Origin of the sequence: Haloarcula japonica DSM 6131, from assembly GCF_000336635.1 — an archaeon.
Taxonomy (GTDB): domain Archaea; phylum Halobacteriota; class Halobacteria; order Halobacteriales; family Haloarculaceae; genus Haloarcula; species Haloarcula japonica.
Genome location: NZ_AOLY01000035.1, coordinates 145,687 through 162,609, shown reverse-complemented (window position 1 = coordinate 162,609; position 16,923 = coordinate 145,687). Strand labels below are relative to the sequence as shown.

Sequence of the window (16,923 nt, the reverse complement as noted above, 5' to 3'; positions counted from 1 at the left end):
ACCCAAAATATGACCCGTTCCGAGACAGCAAGATCAGGGGTGTATCACAATCACTTTATCATGATTAACCATACGGTAGCCTGAGATGCATAAGCCACTGCTGACCACGGATTTTCTCGACCGTGCGCGGGAATACTACGGGGACAAAGAGGCTATCGTCGCCACGACTGGTGAGCGCTTCACCTACGACGAATTCGGGAAGCGAGCCGACGGGTTCTCGGCGGCGATGGCTGCCCGTGGTATCGAGAAGGGGGACCGGGTGGCCGTCTTGGACCCGAACACGCACTACCAGCTCGAAGCGGCCTACGGAACCATGCAACTGGGTGCGGTCCATACACCGTTGAACTACCGGCTCGTGCCGGACGATTTCGAATATATTCTCTCGGACGCAGAAGTCGACGCCGTCTACGCGGATTACGAGTACGCCGAGAAGATCGAGCCGATCCGCGACGAGGTGCCCACCGAAATTTTCGTCACTAACGACACGGACGCCGTCGACGGGGACTGGGAGTCCTTCGACGAAATCATCGAGGAGGCGGGAACCGACTACGAGCGCCCCGAGATGGACGAAGACGACCTCATCACCATCAACTACACGTCGGGGACCACGGGCGATCCGAAGGGTGTCTGCCGGACTCACCGAACCGAGACGCTCCATGCCTACCTGGTCGCGCTCCATCAGGAGCTCTCGGACGACGACGTCTACCTCTGGACGCTCCCGATGTTCCACGTCAACGGCTGGGGCCACATCTTCTCCGTGACGGGGATGGGTGCGAAACACGTCTGTACCCGCGGCGTCGACGCCGAGGGCATCTTCGACGCCGTCAGGACGGAGAACGTGTCATATCTCTGTGGCGCGCCGACGGTGTTGAACATCCTGGCGGACCGCTATGCGGCCCACGACGGAGAGATCGAGACGACCGGTGCCAACGACGTGCGGATCGCGACGGCTGGCAGCGCGCCGCCGGAGGCCGTCATCCGCACCGTCGAGGACGACTTCGGCTGGTATCTGAAACACGTCTACGGCGCGACTGAAACCGGTCCGCTCGTCACGACCTCGGACGCTCGCCGCTTCTTCGAGGACGGCAGCGACGCCCGATTCAGCATCAAGAAGCGCCAAGGCATCGGCTATCTCGGCACGGACGTCCGGGTCGTCGACGAGGACGGCAACGATGTGCCACACGACGATGAGACGCTCGGGGAAGTCGTCGTCCGCGGCAATCAGGTGATGGACCGCTACTGGAACAAGCCCGAACAGACGGCGGAGGCCTTCTCCGACCGCGTCGAGGGCTACTACCACATGGGCGACCTGGCGACGGTCGACGAGGACGGCATGATCGCCATCCGTGACCGCAAGAAGGACATCATCATCTCCGGCGGCGAGAACATCTCCAGTATCGAACTGGAGGACACGCTCTACGAACACGACGCCGTCAGTGATGTCGCAGTTATCCCCGCGCCGAGCGACGAGTGGGGCGAGACGCCGAAGGCCTTCGTCGTCCCGGATTCGGGCGACCCAGACAACCCGGGTGTGACGGCCGAGGATCTCCGGAACTTCACCCGAGAACAACTGGCGACCTACAAAGTCGTCCGCCGCGTGGAGTTCGTCGAGGAACTGCCAACGACAGCGACCGGGAAAGTCCAGAAGTACGAACTCCGCGAACAGGAGTGGGAAGACGAGGACGAGATGGTCGGCCAGGGATAGCGGCGCACAGCACCATTGGCCGAACCTGTCAATAAGAAATAACGCATTTCGAACCGCGTGATAGCGGACATTGCGACCCAACGACGACGGTAGGCCGGTTCTTGCTTTTAGAGACGATTATTAAGTCACTGTACTGTAATGTATGAGTAACGGGCAGAGTTATGACTGATATAACCGAGGCTATGTGTATTCTCCACGTCGACGACGAGCCGGGATTTGCCGACATGACGGCGTCGTTTCTCGAACGCGAGGACGACCGGTTAGACGTGCAGGTCGCGACGAGCGCCGCGGCGGGACTGGAAGCCCTGGCCGACACCGACATCGATTGCGTCATCTCCGACTACGACATGCCCGACCGGAACGGTATCCAGTTCCTCGAAGCCGTCCGCGAGGAGTACGGTTCGCTTCCCTTCATTCTCTATACCGGCAAAGGCTCCGAGGAGATCGCTAGCGACGCGATATCGGCCGGTGTCACCGAGTATCTGCAGAAACAAAGCGGCACCGACCAGTACGCGGTGCTCGCGAACAGAATCACCAATGCAGTTGAGTCTCAGCGTGTCAAACGTGAGCGAAACCGCCAACTCGATGCTATCGAGACCGCACAGGAGGGGATCAGCATCCTTGATCAAGATGGGAAGTTCATCTTCGTCAACGAAGCCTACGCGGACCTCTACGGTTACGAACCGGCAGAGATGCGCGGGAAACACTGGGAACAGCTGTATCGAGAGGCGGACATCCCACGAATCTACGACGAGATCCTCCCGGCCACCGAAGAGACCGGGTACTGGACAGGTACGACGACAGGACTCCGTGCCGACGGGAGCACGTTCACGGAAGACCACGTACTCGCCCGGACCGACCGCGGTGAGTTGGTCTGTACGGTCCGGGATATCTCCGACCAGCGAGACGGTGAAAAGGAACTCTCCCGGATCAAACGCGCAATGGACGAGGCACCGATCGGGATCACGATTACCAGCCCCGAACAAGACGAGAACCCGATCAGCTACGCCAACAGGCAATTTCTGGAATTGACCGGCTACACGGAGTCGGAGGTACTCGGCCGAAACTGCCGGTTCCTACAGGGCGAGGAGACCAAGTCAGAACCGGTCGATGTGATGCGAGCGGCCATCGATGCGGACGAGCCAGTGTCGGTCGAACTCCGGAACTACCGAAAGGACGGGACCATGTTCTGGAACCAGGTGTCTATCGCCCCGGTCCGCGACGACGACGGAGCAGTCGTCAACTACGTCGGATTCCAACAAGACATTACCGAGTGGAAAGAACACGAACGTCGCCTCAAAGCTCTCAGCGAGTCGGTGCATGATCTGATCCGGGCGGACACGCGCGAGGAAGTCGCCGAGATCGGCGTCGAGACAGCACGCACTGTGCTGGGTCTCGAAGCGAACACGATCCACTTCTACGACGAGGACAACCGGACCCTCGAACCGGTCGCCGCCTCCGACGCAATATATGACCTGGTGGACGATTTGCCGACCTTCACGCCCGGAGACAGCATCGCCTGGCGCGTCTACGAGTGCGGCGACGCGCTCGCCGTCGATGACGTCCACGCCGACCCGGACATCTACAACCCGGACACGCTGATCAAAAGCGAACTGTATCTCCCGCTCGGCGAGCACGGAATCCTGTTGGCCGGTTCGGAGACGGCCGCGGCGTTCGACCAGCGGGACGTCGTCCTCGGGGAGATCCTGGCCGGACACGTCACCAGCGCGCTCAAGCAGGTCGAGGGAACCGAACAGTTGCGCCACCACCAGCAAGAACTCGAACAGCACAACGACCGGCTCGAAGCGTTTACTAGCGTCGTCTCACACGACCTGCGGAATCCGCTGACCGTCGCCGAGGGACGACTGCAACTGGCACGCGAGGAGTACGAGAGCGAGCATCTGGCCGCTATCGAGCGGGCACACGAGCGGATGGACACGCTGATAACGGATCTGCTCACACTGGCACAGGACGGTGAGACGGTGGCCGACCGCGAACCGGTCGCGCTCACACCGCTCGTGGAAGATTGCTGGACGAACGTCGAGACGGCCGATGCCACGCTCGTCACCGACGTCGACCGGGCCGTACTGGCAAACGAGAGCCGCCTGAAACAGTTGTTCGAGAACCTCGTTCGGAACGCGGTCGAACACGGCGGCGCGGACGTGACCGTCACGGTCGGGGCGGTAGACGACGGGTTCTACGTCGCGGACGACGGCCCCGGCATCCCCGAAGCCGACCGGGACACCGTGTTCGAAGCCGGCTACTCGACGAGTACGGCCGGGACCGGGTTCGGGCTGAGTATCGTCAGGCAGGTCGTGGAGGCACACGGCTGGGAGATCAGCGTCCACGACAGTGCTGACGGCGGCGCACGGTTCGAGATTACCGGCGTCTCGTTCGACGAGATGTAGCGACTGGGGGACCGTCTTTTTCGGATCTCGTTGGCCCCGTTCAGAGAATCTCGTCACCTATGGCTATTCGATGCTGAGCGGATACTATCGGTGGGAGTTGGCTATCTCTGTCCCGTTCGTCCGCAAAAACGTCGGTACGTCGTGTTCCGTTAGTCTTCGAGCGCGTCAGCGATGCGATCTAGCGAGCGCCGCATATCGTGGACTTCGTCCCGGAGCTTTCGCATCTCGCGCGTGAGTTCCTCGTTGTCGCTGCCGCCCGATTCCTCGTGCTGGCTTGGCGGGCCGCCGCCCATGCCGCCGGGGCCGCCCGGACCGGGACCGCCGGGGCCGCCGCCCATCATGCCGCCCATCATCTGTGCGAAGGGGTTACCCCCGCCCATGCCGCCGGGGCCGCCGCCACCGCCCATCATCTCTTCCATGCGCTCTTCGCGGCTCATCTCTTGGCCGTCACCCTCGCCTTCTTCGCGCTCCTCGGCGCGCTGCTGTCGGATTTCCTCGACCCGCTCGCGGAAGGACTTTTCCTCGCCGTCGTCCTCGGTCGCGTCCGCCGATTCGCCAGCGTCTTCAGGTTCATCGTCTGCCATACGCTCGGGTTTGGTTGGGCCGCTGAAAAGGGTTGCCGTCCGAAGACAGCCAGTGTAGACGGTTAGTCAGCGAGGGACGCTGGTCCGGAGAATCGCGCCGTCTGCAGGTGACTGGTTCGCGAAGTTGCAGATGAACAGCGACTCCTGCTGGTCGCCAGTCCCGAAGAGCACGTCAGAGGGGAACACCAGCCCATCGTCGGCCGTTGCGACGGTGGCCGTCGTCCCGTCCGCAGTCACTCGGACGACGCGGTTCTGGCTGTTGGCTGCGACGTAGATGTCGCCGCCCCGGCTGGTAATTCCGTCAGCGCCGAATATTGCACCGCCCTCGAAGAACATCGACGGCTCACCAGCGGCCCCATCAGACTCAACCGGGACACGGAGCAAGCGACCGGTTTCTTCGGGGGCTCGCGTCACTGCGACGTAGATATCGCCCTCGGCGTCGCGGGTGATCCCGTTCGCGCCAAAACTCTCGGTTTCCAGCCGGTCGTCGTCCAGCCAGGTCGACCGCTCGCCGTCGGTCGTGACCGCGTAGACCACGCCGCTCTGGGACTCAGTCACAAGCAGGCGCTCCCGGTCGGCGTCATAGTGGATGTCGTTCGGGAACCCACCAATCTCCACGAACTGTGCCGCGTCGCCGTCAGGTGGGACTTCCCAGACGCCCGCCTGGTCGTCCTGTGTGGCGACGGCGACGTACACCGTTCCATCGGGCGCTGCTTCGACGCCGATCGCGCCGGGTAGCGTCGCAATCTGGTCGGTGTCGTCGAGCGAAAGACCGGTCGCTCCGGTCTCTGCCGCGGGGACGCGCCGAACCTCACCGGCCGTGATACCGAGGTACAGGCCACCGTCAGGACCGAGAGCCATGTTCTCTGGCACGCGGTCGCCGCCGACCGAGACGAGCGTCTCGACGGCTATCTGATCCGGCGTCGCTGTCTCGGTGTCGGTCGCTGTCGCTCCGTCGGTTGTCGTCGCGGGGTCAGAACCGCCGACGTCGGTGGGTGTCGGGATCGAGTCGGTTTCAGTTGCGTCGCCACCACCGGTACAGCCGGCCAGACCCACACCGGCGATGGCGCTACAACCTATCAGGAATCGTCGCCGCGTCGCGCGTCGTCGGGTCATGATATACCTCTCGACGTATGGCCGACGCGTCCCTGAAAGCTCGGATTACTGAAACGCCGACTGTGGGTACCTGATATGGCTGGCGACGGGCTCAGGCGAGCCGTCGGACAAGCACCGAGAGCCCCAGTCCACAGGCGAGCACCACGGCGAGGTTGAACGCCGCATTGAACAGCGGCCGATATCTGTCGGTGACGAACGTATCAATCGCCGACGACGCGGAGAAGTAGAACTGCAGTGTCGCGATGAGCGCCACGAGTGTGAGGATAGCGAACACTGCCCACTGTGCGTAGACGGCAATCGTCGGCCCCGAGTCGTCGTCGGTCTCGCCGACAGCGTCGCTGGTCTCCGCGCCGGTGTCCTGTGCCACTGTGTCGGTGGTGGAGGTGTCACTCATTGGTCTGTCTCCGTGCGATGAGGAGGACGCTTGCGAGGACCGCAATCAGTCCGAGTAACGCTGTGAAGCCGGGGCCCTCCCCGGACATCGTTTGCTCTGGTTCGTCCATCTCCTGCTCCGCTGGCCGGTCCTGCTCGAAATCGCTGGACTGGAAACCGACCTGCTGTCTGGTTTCGTTCTCCTGGAGGCGCTCCGTCGGATGAAGGTTCGCCGGGGAGCTCTCGGTCCCGACAATGACGCCATCGGAGAGCAGCATGCCGTCGAGCCAGTAGTTGTAGTCGTCAGGTACCGTCAGTTGGGTTCTGACGATCTCCGTTCGGCCGGGGCGAATCTGGCCGACCCGCACGGTCGACTCGTCGGCGATGACGTTCGAGTTAGCCTGCCGCGCCCGGAGCCGCAACGAAAGGTCATTAGAGGGATTATTGCCGGCGTTGGTGACGTACACCGAGACGTTCAGCGTCGTCTGGTTATCCGACACGCCGTCAATCCGATAGGTGATGGAGTCCAGCGGGACGCCGGCGTTCTCGAAGCGCTGGAAGGTCACGGTACTCCGGGCATACGCCGGCGTGAGGGCGTCGACGTTCTGGACCGACTGCTGACCGGTTTCGACGCGATCACCGTCCTCGTAGACGATTGTGTCGATCCGGTAGCCGCCCGCCCGCTCGACCGTGATATTCGACCGCACCGATACCTCTCGTTCCCCGTCGATTTCCCCGACCGTCCGTCGCGTCGTCGTCGCGACGAGGCCGGTGTCCGCGTCGATGGCCCGCGTCTCGACGGTCACGTTCTCGGCGGGACCGCCGCGGTGCGAGAGCCGTGCGTCGATGGCAAGCGTCACGGTCTGGCCGTCGACCGACGCCGGCTCGATGGTCGTCTCACGGAGGTCGAGATAGCTCTCGCGAACGTCGTCCTCGGGTTCGGAGAGCGCGCCGGGGACCGCTGTTGCACCGATGAGCATGGTCAGGAGGACCACGACCACGCCACCGGTCAGGAGGGTTTCACGTCGCACACGAGGATGAGCAACAGCCGTCTTTAAATGTCTTCTGCACTGTCAGATGTCGACGACAGCGACGCCAGTCTCCAGTGTTATCCGAACGCGCCGAGACTGGACTGGAGGTCGCGGTCCGTTCCGCCGTCGGTAAGTTCGTAGCCGACGAGCTGTCGGAGATCGACGGCATAGACACTGCCGTTGTTCTCAAGCACGGCGACTCGTCCCTTCGTCCCACGGACGGTCCCGGTCGCCAGCGTCTCGGCCATCGGACGGTCCGAAAGGGAGAGGCCGTACTCGAAGTCGTAGGTCGAAAGCGGATCGTAGCGCTCACACAGCGACGCCCACCAGTCGGCATCGACGGACTGGTCGAAGCCCGATATCTTCGTGGGTACTCTGACGCGGTCGCCCAATTCAGTGGCGATGTCGGCCTCGAATTGCCGGGCGATACGGCCGTCGGCGACGGTCCGGAGGTGGGCGGCCCTGTCGGCCCCCTGCTCGCGGAGCCGCGTCTCCAGTCGCCAGGAACGGGTGACGCCGACCTTGATGACATCCGGTGCGAACGCCGCCAGATACACCGCGTGTTCCTCATCGCAAGTGTCAAGCGGCTTGTTACATTCCCCGGTACAGCGCGCACACGGCCAGATATCGGTGTGTTCGGGGCAGTACGGTGCGGAGTCGTTGTCACACTGAAAATGTCGGTCATCGTCGACTGCGCCGGCACAGTGGCGCTCGCCGAGCGTATACGAGAGTTCGGTGTCCGGGTCCAGTCGCTCAGTAGTCACACGCCCGTCCTCGGCCAACAGGAGCGCGGCGTGTTCGTCGACCCGCGCGCGGTAGCCCACGACCTGCACGTCCGGCGGTTCGTCGCGGAGCCGCAAATGGCTGCCGGGACGACGTTTTTGTGTTTGTCTGTCATATCTTCCCACATGGCAGACCTACAGCTCCGAAGCTCGGCCTTCGACGACGGCGAGCGCATCCCCGAGGAACACGGCTACTCGGCGGCGAACACGAACCCCCCGCTGGAGGTCGAGAACGTCCCGTCGGACGCCGAGTCGCTCCTGCTCATCGTCGACGACCCCGACGCCGAGGAACCGGCCGGGAAAGTATGGGATCACTGGCTCATCTGGAACATCCCGCCGGATACCGGTCGGATTCCGGAGGGATGGGTCCCCGACGAGGCCACAGAGGGACAGAACGACTTCGGTGAAGTCGGCTGGGGCGGGCCGAGCCCGCCGGACCGGGAGCACACGTATCGGTTCCTCCTGTACGCGCTAGACACAACGCTCGACCTCTCCCAGGCAGCAGACAAAGATGACGTGTACGACGCGGCCAGCAGCCATGTCGTCGAGAAAGCACAGCTGAACGGCACGTACCCGGCCTAGACCGGGCTCAGAGTTCTTCGAGCAGTTCGCGGGTCGACTGCCGCACGGCGTCGTCGCTCGACTGTTCGGGTTCCCAGCCGAGCGCGGAGAGCTTATCGACGGAGAGGCGCATCCGCGGTACGTCGCCGGTCCAGCCGCGGTCGCCGCCAGTGTACTCGTACTCGGGGTCGATGCCCATCTCGTCGGCGACGATGCTAGCGATTCGGTCGACCGACGTAGTCGTCCGCGTGCCGAGGTTGAACACGTTATGGTCTCTGTCAGCGTGTTCGACGGCGTACAGCATCGCGTCGAGACACTCGGAGATGTGCATGTAGGATTTCTCCTGGCGGCCGTCACCGAGAATCGTCAACGTCGACGGGTCCTCGGTGAGTTTCTCGATGAAATCGGGGATGACCGCCCCGCGCAGGCGTGGCCCGACGATATTGGCAAAGCGGAACACCCACGACTGGATGTCGTGGCTGTGGGCGTACGTCGAGACGAGTGACTCCTCGGCGAGTTTCGTCGCGCCGTAGACGCTGATGGGTTCGAGCGGCGCGTAATCTTCCGGGGTCGGCCGCGGCGCTTCGCCGTATACTGTGGACGACGACGTAAACACGAGGTTCTCGACGCCGGCTTCATGCATCCGTTCGAGGATGTTGTACGTGATATCGCTGTTATCCTCGAACTGGCGACGGGGTGTGTCCGTGTCGACCAGTTTCGACGCCGCGAGGTGAACGACGAGGTCGACATCGCTCGTGATGGCCTCGGCGACGACGTCGGGGTCGGTGAGGTCGCCATCGAGGTAGGTGGCGTCCTCGTGAACCCATTCGGACTGCCCGTTCGCTTCGTTGTCGACGACGACTACGTCGTTGTCCGGAACGAGGCGCTCAACCAGATGCGACCCGATAAAGCCTGCCCCACCGGTGACGACTATTCGCTTCTCTGATACGTCCATAGGTGCGATGCTTCCCATGCGAGAAAAAACGTTGTGGTCGCGGCCGATTCCGGCGGAGCCGGTAGGCAAGTAACGGATGACAACGTCGTTTTATAGCTTCCCCTGTGAGAGTCGGCTATGACTCGATTCACTCGCCGTAGCGTTCTCTCGGCGACGACTGTAGCACTCGGCGCGCTGGCCGGATGTGCCGGCGGCGGTTCTGAGTCGGCCGAAACGGAGACTGCTGGAACGGAGACACCGACACCCGCCCCCGGCCAGCCCCTTTCGACGCCGGTCGCCGGCGACCCCGAGGCTGACGTGACCGTTGCGGTGTACGAGGACTACGCCTGTCCACACTGTGCGACCTACTCGGAGTCCGTCTACCCGCAGATCCGGGAAAACTACCTCACTGATGGAACTATCCGCTACGAGTTCCACGACTTCCCGGTTCCGGTCAACGAGGAGGTCTCGTGGCAGGCCGCAAGCGCCGCGCGCGCCGTGCAGGACAACGTCGGCAACGAGGCCTTCTTCACCTACTCCGAGCGCCTGTTTGCGAACCAGAACCAACTGGGGCCGGACACCTACGCCGACCTGACGGAGGGACTGGACGTCGACGGCGAGACGGTCCGAGCGGCCGCGACGGATGAGCTCTACCGCCCGACAGTATCCGGCGACCGCGATGCCGGTATCGACCGCGGCGTGCAAGGGACGCCGACCGTGTTCGTCAACGATGAGCAGGTCGAGTGGAGCGAAATCGCCTACGAACCGGTCCGCTCGGCTATCGAAGCGGCACGGAGCGACGGATGAAGGACTCGCCGCAGGTGACGGTGCTTCGGTTGGGTCACCGGCCCGGCCGGGACGAGCGGATGACGACCCACGTTGGGCTGACCGCACGCGCGCTCGGGGCCGACAAGGTCGTGCTGGCCAACGCCGCCCGCAACCAGGCCGATACCGTTATCGACATCACCGACCGGTTCGGCGGCCCCTTCGACGTGGCCTCGACAGAGGAGCCAAAACGGCTTATTCGCGATTTCGAGGGCAGCGTCGTCCACCTGACGATGTACGGTGAGCCGGTGCAAGACGTTGAGGACGACGTACGAAAGGCCCACGCCGAGGAATCGCTACTGATCGTCGTCGGTGCGGAGAAGGTCCCGTTCGAAGTGTACGAACACGCAGACTGGAACGTCGGCGTCACTAACCAGCCACACTCCGAGGTCGCTTCGCTGGCCGTCTTCCTCGACCGCCTGTTCGAGGGACGGGAACTGGACCGAGAGTGGGAGAATCCCGATAGAGTCGTTGTCCCGCAGGAAACCGGCAAGCGGGTCGTCGACCCCGACGAGGAGTGATACCCACGCAGTTGTGCCGCGGGCCTTTTATCGCTCGACGCTAAGTGTGGCTCAGATGTCGCGTCACAACGTGTTGCTCGTCGTCGCTGATAGTCTCCGTGCCCGGAGTACCTCCGTACTGGGCTATCGCCGGGAGACGACGCCCTTCCTCGACGCCTTCGCCGAGGAGGCGACGGTGTACACGCAGGCTCGCAGCCCGAGCAACTGGACCGTCCCCAGTCACGTCAGCATGTTCACGGGCCACGAGGCCCACGAGCACGGCGTCGACCATACCGCTAGACTCGACGCTGGCCACACAATCTTCGAGGAACTGGCTAGAGCGGGCTACGACACTGGCTTGTTCTCCGATAATCCGTTCCTGACCGACCACGAATCGGGGCTCGACGACGTGTTCCAGACGGCCATCGGCTCACCCGAGCAGTACGATTCGGCTTACGAGACGAACGGCTCGCTGGGCGACTGGCCCAACGGCTTCTGGTACGCCGACCGGACGCTGGAGTGGATCTCCGAGCGGGAGGGCGAGTGGGCCGCCTGCATCAACCTGATGGACACCCACCGCCCATACGAGCCACTCGCCGAGTACGACGAATGGAGCGACGAACGCTCCCGCGATATGCAGGAGTCGATGGGGTTCAAGTGGCACTGGGAGTTCCTCTCTGGGAACCTCTCGCTTGGCTTTGCCGGCATTCTCGAACAGATATACGACGGGGCAGTTCGGCAGGCCGACGCAATCTTCGAGACTCTGATCCGCGGACTGGACGAACAGGGCGTTCTCGACGACACGCTGGTCGTCTTCGCCGGCGACCACGGCGAGGGCTTCGGCGAACCGACGGCGATTCCCGAGGAACCGCCGGCCGTCAGCCACCGTATCGGGACTCACGAGACGATGTATCACGTCCCGCTCGTCGTCCGTGCTCCCGGCCAGCGGGAGGGACACCGGGTCACCGATCTGGCGACGCTCAGCCGGTTCCCCGACGCTGTCCGCGCGATAGCACTCGGCGACGGCAACGCGGACGGCCCGGCGTTCGCCTCGCCAAACGGGACCGTCGTCGCATCACAAGCCCCCATCGGGCCAGCGATGCGCGAGGAGGCCGAACGGGTCTGTGGCGACGCCGCGCCGTTTGCGAAGCACGCCCGCTTGGTCTATCACGACCGGCCCGGCGACGAGGTCCGGAAGCGGGCGGCGTGGGGCAACGGTGCCTACGAATCCGTCATCAAGGGCTGTGGTGGTACGGCCGAGGACAGCGAGATCGATGCCGCTGTCGTTCGGAATCACTTCGACAGCGCCCGGTACGCCGACGTAGATATCGCGACACCGCTCGACGGCTACACCGAGTTCGAGGACGCGTCTGACACGCAGTTTGCCGGGGACCTCGACGACCGACTGGAGGCGCTGGGATACAAATGACGACGATACCCGATACCGAACTGGTCCTTGTCGTCGCCGCAGACGAGAACAACGTCATCGGCCTGGACGGCGGCGTCCCCTGGCACTATCCCGAGGACGTACGCCAGTACAAGGCCCGTATCGCGGGACATCCAGTCATCCTTGGCCGGCGGACGTTCGATTCGATGGACCCGCTCACAGACTGCTACACTGTCGTCTTGACGAGCGACGACGGCCGGAGCACCAATTCGGAGACGGTCGAGTACGCTACGACGCCACAGATCGCAGTCGAAGCAGCCGCCCGCGCTGGCGCAACCGAAGCGTTCGCTGGCGACAGCACTGGTGCGAGCGACTCGCCGCCCATCACGTACGTCATCGGCGGCGAGGCGGTGTACGACCTGTTTCTCCCGTTCGCCAGCCGGATTTTCCTCAGCCGCATCCACGAGCGCAACGAGGGGGACCGCTACTTCCCGGATCTGGGTTCGGAGTGGACGGAACTGTCCCGGGAGTCGCACAACGGGTTCGATGTCATCGAGTACGAACAGGCATCACCGCGACCGCTCGACGACCTCTGACCGTTCATCAGTGAAGCCGGCCGTCCGGAACTATCCATGAATTGAAAACCACAGCTGTTAAAGTAATTAAACTGACTAGTATTCGGTAGCAACTCGTGATGCTAGACAGAATTAAGAAATCCGTCTCGGATGTACTCTCGGGTGGGAAGGGGCAGTCGGACAGCGGCACACAGGCTGGAACGCTGTCAAAGAAACGTGTTCAGGCTGGCTCTACCGGCAGTAGCGGCGCGGACACGGCCGACGAACCTGAATCGAATCTCTACGAATGTCCGTCCTGTGACGCTGTGTTTGTCGCTATCGACAAGGAGACCTGTTCCTCCTGCCGGACCTCGGTCAAGAAAATCGAATAGTGGGGTTGTAGCTGTTGTATACGGTTCCAACAGTGGCCGAAAACACCGCTCTCCGTCGCTGTTGCTGTACCCCGGGCACGATAGCGTTCCTTACCAGCAGTATGATCCCGGCCTCTGTGTCAGCGTTCGAGAGAGGACGACCCGATGGTTTTAACCACATGACTCCCGGATGTGCGGGTAATGGCTTTTGAGGAACTCTTGGAGGACCCCGTCATACAGAAGTACCTCCACGAGCTGGTCGGACCGAAAGGGATGCCGGTCGCCGCCGCGCCGCCGGACGGCGAAGTGACCGACGAGGAACTGGCCGAGGAGCTCGGGCTCGAACTGAACGACGTGCGCAGAGCGCTGTTTATTCTCTACGAGAACGACCTCGCGACGTATCGTCGGCTCCGCGACGAGGACTCCGGGTGGCTCACATACCTCTGGACGTTCCAGTACGAGAAGATCCCGGAACAACTGCAAGAGGAGATGCACCGCCTGCTCGACGGGCTCGAAGAGCGCCGCGAGTACGAGCGGGAAAACGAGTTCTACCTCTGTGAACACTGTGGCATCCGCTTCGAGTTCGGCGAGGCGATGGAGTTCGGCTTCGAGTGCCCAGAATGTGGCAACCAGGTCGAGACGATGGAGAACACCCGTCTCGTCACCGCGATGGAGAACCGGATCGAGGAACTCAGAGACGAACTGAACGCTGACGTGGACGTGGAAGCCTGATGGTCGTTCTCGGTACAAAAGTGTACGTCGCCGGCGACGCCCGGGACCGTACGCTCGACGGATTGCGTTCGATGGTCGGCAACGAACTCGGCGACCTCGACGTGACCTACGACATCGGCCTCCGTGACGACGAGTTCCCGGAGGTGACAGTCGACGGCCCCGACGAGACCGTCGCGAAGAACCTGCTGCGCGAGGAGTTCGGCGAGATGGTCGCCGACCACGAGGACGGTGAGACGTACGTCGGGACCCTCGACAGCTGGGACGATGACGGCTTCGTCCTCGATGTCGGCTTCGGCCAGACGGTCCGGATACCGGCCGATCAGATCGGGCTCGGACGGGGGTCGCCCAGCCAGATACGTAAGCGGTTCGGCCTGGTCCAGCATCTTCCGCTCCGCTTCGTGGCCGGTGACCCTGCGAGCCTTGCAGAGGTCGAGCAGGACCGCCTGTACGAGTGGAGCCGTGGCAACAACGGTCGCATCAATGCGAACAGCGTCACGCGCTCGGAAGCGCGCGCGACGGTCAACCGCGCCGGCCACGCGCAGGACATCGTCACTGTCGAACGTATCGGCCTGTTAGAACAGAGCATCATCTGCAACCCGGACACCGATCCGCCGGGGCTGCTCGCCGACATCGGGCAGTACATGCCGTCGGAGCTGCTGGCAATCGTGCCCTGACTTTCGAGCTATGAAACGCCGCCATCTCCTGTTGGTCGCCGTTCTCGCACTGGTCGCCCTTTCGGGGTGTAGCGGCTTCTTCGGTTCCGAAGAGGTCGATCCGGCGCGACTGAACGAGAACGCGAGCTACGACTGGAACACCTCCGCCGACGGGACCATCGTCATCGAGGAGTCGAAATACACTGCCGTCTACGCCGTCGAAAACGAGACGACGTTTGACGTGTACACCGTCGACGGCCTCGGCCGCGAACGGAGCGTCCCCATCAGTGCGCTTCGGTTCCGGTACGAGAACGGGACCGTCGTTAGCGCCGCCAACTCTTCGCTGAGCGCTACGGAGAGCCGCCAGCGAACCACTGTTAATCTCTCCGGGAATGTCTCCGGAAAAGTGGGCTACTCGGTCGCGCGGACCGGCAAACGCTTCGCCTCCCCGACGCTCGTCGAAGACGGGTCATACACGGTCGTACTCCCGCCCAACACCGGGGCCGGGATTCCGTTCCTCTCGCGGATCAGCCCGGGTGGCTACGAGTCCGAGACCGTCGACGGCCAGCAGGTCATCCGTTGGGACGAGGTGACCTCTGACCAGATCATCGTCCGGTACTACCTCGACCGCGACCTGTGGCTGTTCGGCGGCCTGTCGGCCATCGCCATCGTCATCGGCGTGGTGGGAACGCTGTACTACTACCGGCAGCTACAGGCAGTGATTCGCCGACGCAAGGAGGCCGGTATCGACCTCGAAGAGGAGGACGATGACGACGATCCACGGGACCGCGGTCCGCCGCCAGGGATGCGCTGAACTCGGTTCGCTGGCCGTCGTGTCGCTGACGGCGCTTCCGAGACGCTAACCGGGCCACTTTTTCGCGTCGGGCGTGCACACACGGCTATGAGCAACGGGTGGTTCGCCGGGCTGGACCCGGACGATGACGCGGCCGCTGTCGAACAGATAGAGGCCGGGCGAGCCGACACGCCGGAAGACTGGCCACAACAGGCCGTCAAAGCGGGGTTCGCTGACGACGAGGCGGCCTACTACGACCGCTTGCACGAGGTGACGATGGCAGCCACCAGCGCAGCGGTCGCAGAACAGGAGGGTGCCGACGACCAGCAGCTCGTCCACGCAGTCCGGGCAATGGCCGACTGCGAGCGGACGGCGAACGAACTCGCCGAACGGGTCGCCGAATGGGGCGGAAGCCGGTACGGTGACAGCGGGAGCGGCGTCGAGTACGCCCGCTCGCTGGCCGACCAGGACGACGAGGACGAGGGCGACACCGCACTCCGGGCGCTCGCCGAGCAGACGGCCGGGCTGGCCGGCGAGGCGGACTCGCTTCGGGCGTACATCGAGCGGACCGCACCTGCCGTCGCGCCAAACCTCTCGATGCTGGCCGGACCGGTGCTTGCAGCCCGGCTTATCTCACTGGCCGGTGGCCTCGAAGCGCTGGCGAAGAAACCGAGCGGGACAGTCCAGGTCCTCGGCGCGGAAGACGCGCTCTTTGCCCACCTCAAAGGGAACGCACCGTCGCCGAAACACGGTGTCATCTTCACCCACGAGTACGTGCGCGGGACCCGGCGGGAGGACCGCGGCTCGGCTGCACGAGCACTCGCCGGGAAGCTCTCGATTGCCGCTCGAATCGACCACTACAGCGGCGACCGCCGGCCGGAACTGCAGGCAGAACTCGACGACCGCATCGAACGGATTCAGGCGCGGGCCGAGGGGGGAGACGACGAATGACGCTCCCGACTGGCGTCGAGCGACACGAGTTCGGCGGCGAGACGAGCATCGCAACGCAAGGTGAGCCGGTGTACGGAGAGCGAACGGACGGAGACTGGCGACGGTGGGACCCCCACCGCTCGAAGCTCGGTGCGATGCTCGAACAGGGTATGGAAACAGGTCTGGAGGGCGACGAGACTGTTCTGTACCTCGGCGCAGCGGCCGGCACGACCGTGAGCCACGTCGCTGATTTCGGCGGGCCGACCTACGCCGTCGAGTTCGCGCCCCGTCCTGTGCGGGAACTACTGGACGCCGCGGAGAGCCGGCGTAACCTCTTTCCGCTGCTGAAGGACGCGCGCAAGCCCGAGAGCTACGCCCACGTCGTTGAACCGGTAGATGTCGTCGTGCAGGACGTGGCGACCAGAGGGCAGGCCCGCGTGGCGACGCTCAACAAACAGTTCCTGACCGACGACGGGCGGCTCCTCGCGGCCATCAAGGCCCGAAGCGAGGACGTGACGGCCGACCCTGCGGACGTGTTCGACAGCGTGCGTGCGGAACTCGGGTCGGAGTACGAACTGCTGGAGACGGCGCGACTGGACCCGTATCACGAGGACCATCTGGGTGTCGTTGCCCGGCCGCGAGAGGACTAGCTGGGATTGTTACCACCCAAGGATCGCCCGGGAAA

General features: G+C 63.6%; 19 protein-coding genes. 13 read left to right on the top strand and 6 right to left on the bottom strand.

The annotated features are described in order from the left end of the window. Window positions 1–85: 85 nt before the first annotated feature. Window positions 86–1,705, top strand: coding sequence for a long-chain-fatty-acid--CoA ligase (locus C444_RS10545; RefSeq protein ID WP_004592776.1), 1,620 nt, complete (start codon window positions 86–88; stop codon window positions 1,703–1,705). Window positions 1,706–1,866: 161 nt separating this feature from the next. Then, entirely contained in the window at window positions 1,867–4,113 is a 2,247-nt protein-coding gene (locus C444_RS10540) for a hybrid sensor histidine kinase/response regulator (RefSeq protein WP_004592775.1), read from the top strand. Window positions 4,114–4,262: 149 nt separating this feature from the next. Here the strand turns inward: C444_RS10540 and C444_RS10535 are convergent, their stop codons facing one another. The 5 genes from C444_RS10535 to C444_RS10515 all read right to left on the bottom strand — a co-directional run bounded on the left by C444_RS10535 (window position 4,263) and on the right by C444_RS10515 (window position 8,076). Next, window positions 4,263–4,697, bottom strand: a complete 435-nt coding sequence (locus tag C444_RS10535) for a hypothetical protein (RefSeq protein ID WP_004592774.1) — start codon at window positions 4,695–4,697, stop codon at window positions 4,263–4,265. Window positions 4,698–4,763: 66 nt separating this feature from the next. After that, window positions 4,764–5,813, bottom strand: a complete 1,050-nt coding sequence (locus C444_RS10530) for an SMP-30/gluconolactonase/LRE family protein (protein WP_049909409.1) — start codon at window positions 5,811–5,813, stop codon at window positions 4,764–4,766. A gap of 91 nt (window positions 5,814–5,904) precedes the next feature. Continuing rightward, window positions 5,905–6,207 (bottom strand): hypothetical protein, encoded by a 303-nt coding sequence (locus tag C444_RS10525; RefSeq protein ID WP_004592772.1) that lies wholly within the window; start codon window positions 6,205–6,207, stop codon window positions 5,905–5,907. Beyond that, window positions 6,200–7,216 carry a DUF7490 domain-containing protein gene (locus tag C444_RS10520; RefSeq protein ID WP_004592771.1) on the bottom strand — a complete coding sequence of 339 codons (1,017 nt, stop codon included), beginning with the start codon at window positions 7,214–7,216 and terminating at the stop codon, window positions 6,200–6,202. Before C444_RS10520 ends, C444_RS10525 begins: the two co-directional genes overlap by 8 nt. A 77-nt stretch (window positions 7,217–7,293) precedes the next feature. After that, window positions 7,294–8,076 carry a DUF2797 domain-containing protein gene (locus tag C444_RS10515; protein WP_004592770.1) on the bottom strand — a complete coding sequence of 261 codons (783 nt, stop codon included), beginning with the start codon at window positions 8,074–8,076 and terminating at the stop codon, window positions 7,294–7,296. A gap of 48 nt (window positions 8,077–8,124) precedes the next feature. Here C444_RS10515 and C444_RS10510 point away from each other — a divergent pair, with 48 nt between their 5' ends. Next, on the top strand, window positions 8,125–8,580 hold the full coding sequence (locus tag C444_RS10510) for a YbhB/YbcL family Raf kinase inhibitor-like protein (protein ID WP_004592769.1): 456 nt from the start codon (window positions 8,125–8,127) through the stop codon (window positions 8,578–8,580). A 7-nt stretch (window positions 8,581–8,587) separates the two neighbouring features. On the opposite strand, the gene C444_RS10505 is transcribed toward C444_RS10510, so the two are convergent. Continuing rightward, window positions 8,588–9,514 (bottom strand): NAD-dependent epimerase/dehydratase family protein, encoded by a 927-nt coding sequence (locus C444_RS10505; RefSeq protein ID WP_004592768.1) that lies wholly within the window; start codon window positions 9,512–9,514, stop codon window positions 8,588–8,590. A gap of 117 nt (window positions 9,515–9,631) precedes the next feature. Here C444_RS10505 and C444_RS10500 point away from each other — a divergent pair, with 117 nt between their 5' ends. The 10 genes from C444_RS10500 to C444_RS10455 all read left to right on the top strand — a co-directional run bounded on the left by C444_RS10500 (window position 9,632) and on the right by C444_RS10455 (window position 16,888). Continuing rightward, window positions 9,632–10,300, top strand: a complete 669-nt coding sequence (locus C444_RS10500; RefSeq protein ID WP_004592767.1) for a DsbA family protein — start codon at window positions 9,632–9,634, stop codon at window positions 10,298–10,300. After that, a complete protein-coding gene (locus tag C444_RS10495; RefSeq protein ID WP_004592766.1) occupies window positions 10,297–10,839 on the top strand; it encodes a tRNA (cytidine(56)-2'-O)-methyltransferase in 543 nt (180 codons plus the stop codon). The genes C444_RS10500 and C444_RS10495 overlap by 4 nt, the downstream gene beginning before the upstream one ends. A 55-nt stretch (window positions 10,840–10,894) precedes the next feature. Further along, window positions 10,895–12,247 carry a sulfatase gene (locus C444_RS10490; protein ID WP_004592765.1) on the top strand — a complete coding sequence of 451 codons (1,353 nt, stop codon included), beginning with the start codon at window positions 10,895–10,897 and terminating at the stop codon, window positions 12,245–12,247. Further along, window positions 12,244–12,801 carry a dihydrofolate reductase gene (locus C444_RS10485; RefSeq protein WP_004592764.1) on the top strand — a complete coding sequence of 186 codons (558 nt, stop codon included), beginning with the start codon at window positions 12,244–12,246 and terminating at the stop codon, window positions 12,799–12,801. Before C444_RS10490 ends, C444_RS10485 begins: the two co-directional genes overlap by 4 nt. A gap of 98 nt (window positions 12,802–12,899) precedes the next feature. Next, window positions 12,900–13,151 carry a hypothetical protein gene (locus tag C444_RS10480; RefSeq protein ID WP_004592763.1) on the top strand — a complete coding sequence of 84 codons (252 nt, stop codon included), beginning with the start codon at window positions 12,900–12,902 and terminating at the stop codon, window positions 13,149–13,151. A 180-nt stretch (window positions 13,152–13,331) separates the two neighbouring features. Continuing rightward, the gene (gene tfe / locus C444_RS10475) at window positions 13,332–13,862 is read left to right on the top strand and encodes a transcription factor E (RefSeq protein WP_004592762.1); all 531 of its coding nucleotides are present in this window, start codon (window positions 13,332–13,334) and stop codon (window positions 13,860–13,862) included. Then, a complete protein-coding gene (locus tag C444_RS10470) occupies window positions 13,862–14,536 on the top strand; it encodes a DUF2110 family protein (RefSeq protein WP_004592761.1) in 675 nt (224 codons plus the stop codon). Before tfe ends, C444_RS10470 begins: the two co-directional genes overlap by 1 nt. Before the next feature lie 10 nt (window positions 14,537–14,546). Further along, complete coding sequence (locus C444_RS10465) at window positions 14,547–15,329, top strand: DUF5803 family protein (protein ID WP_004592760.1); 783 nt, start codon at window positions 14,547–14,549, stop codon at window positions 15,327–15,329. Between the two features lie 87 nt (window positions 15,330–15,416). Beyond that, complete coding sequence (locus tag C444_RS10460) at window positions 15,417–16,259, top strand: NOP5/NOP56 family protein (RefSeq protein WP_004592759.1); 843 nt, start codon at window positions 15,417–15,419, stop codon at window positions 16,257–16,259. Then, complete coding sequence (locus tag C444_RS10455; protein WP_004592758.1) at window positions 16,256–16,888, top strand: fibrillarin-like rRNA/tRNA 2'-O-methyltransferase; 633 nt, start codon at window positions 16,256–16,258, stop codon at window positions 16,886–16,888. Before C444_RS10460 ends, C444_RS10455 begins: the two co-directional genes overlap by 4 nt. Window positions 16,889–16,923: the final 35 nt, after the last annotated feature.

Excerpts from the sequence above, each read along its gene's own strand:
- C444_RS10525 (WP_004592772.1), bottom strand. The coding sequence starts at position 6,207 with ATGAGTGACACCTCCACCACCGACACAGTGGCACAGGACACCGGCGCG.
- C444_RS10470 (WP_004592761.1), top strand. The coding sequence starts at position 13,862 with ATGGTCGTTCTCGGTACAAAAGTGTACGTCGCCGGCGACGCCCGGGAC.
- C444_RS10455 (WP_004592758.1), top strand. The coding sequence starts at position 16,256 with ATGACGCTCCCGACTGGCGTCGAGCGACACGAGTTCGGCGGCGAGACG.
- C444_RS10490 (WP_004592765.1), top strand. The coding sequence starts at position 10,895 with ATGTCGCGTCACAACGTGTTGCTCGTCGTCGCTGATAGTCTCCGTGCC.
- tfe (WP_004592762.1), top strand. The coding sequence starts at position 13,332 with ATGGCTTTTGAGGAACTCTTGGAGGACCCCGTCATACAGAAGTACCTC.
- C444_RS10460 (WP_004592759.1), top strand. The coding sequence starts at position 15,417 with ATGAGCAACGGGTGGTTCGCCGGGCTGGACCCGGACGATGACGCGGCC.
- C444_RS10485 (WP_004592764.1), top strand. The coding sequence starts at position 12,244 with ATGACGACGATACCCGATACCGAACTGGTCCTTGTCGTCGCCGCAGAC.
- C444_RS10540 (WP_004592775.1), top strand. The coding sequence starts at position 1,867 with ATGACTGATATAACCGAGGCTATGTGTATTCTCCACGTCGACGACGAG.
- C444_RS10505 (WP_004592768.1), bottom strand. The coding sequence starts at position 9,514 with ATGGACGTATCAGAGAAGCGAATAGTCGTCACCGGTGGGGCAGGCTTT.
- C444_RS10480 (WP_004592763.1), top strand. The coding sequence starts at position 12,900 with ATGCTAGACAGAATTAAGAAATCCGTCTCGGATGTACTCTCGGGTGGG.
- C444_RS10510 (WP_004592769.1), top strand. The coding sequence starts at position 8,125 with ATGGCAGACCTACAGCTCCGAAGCTCGGCCTTCGACGACGGCGAGCGC.
- C444_RS10465 (WP_004592760.1), top strand. The coding sequence starts at position 14,547 with ATGAAACGCCGCCATCTCCTGTTGGTCGCCGTTCTCGCACTGGTCGCC.
- C444_RS10545 (WP_004592776.1), top strand. The coding sequence starts at position 86 with ATGCATAAGCCACTGCTGACCACGGATTTTCTCGACCGTGCGCGGGAA.
- C444_RS10535 (WP_004592774.1), bottom strand. The coding sequence starts at position 4,697 with ATGGCAGACGATGAACCTGAAGACGCTGGCGAATCGGCGGACGCGACC.
- C444_RS10530 (WP_049909409.1), bottom strand. The coding sequence starts at position 5,813 with ATGACCCGACGACGCGCGACGCGGCGACGATTCCTGATAGGTTGTAGC.
- C444_RS10495 (WP_004592766.1), top strand. The coding sequence starts at position 10,297 with ATGAAGGACTCGCCGCAGGTGACGGTGCTTCGGTTGGGTCACCGGCCC.
- C444_RS10500 (WP_004592767.1), top strand. The coding sequence starts at position 9,632 with ATGACTCGATTCACTCGCCGTAGCGTTCTCTCGGCGACGACTGTAGCA.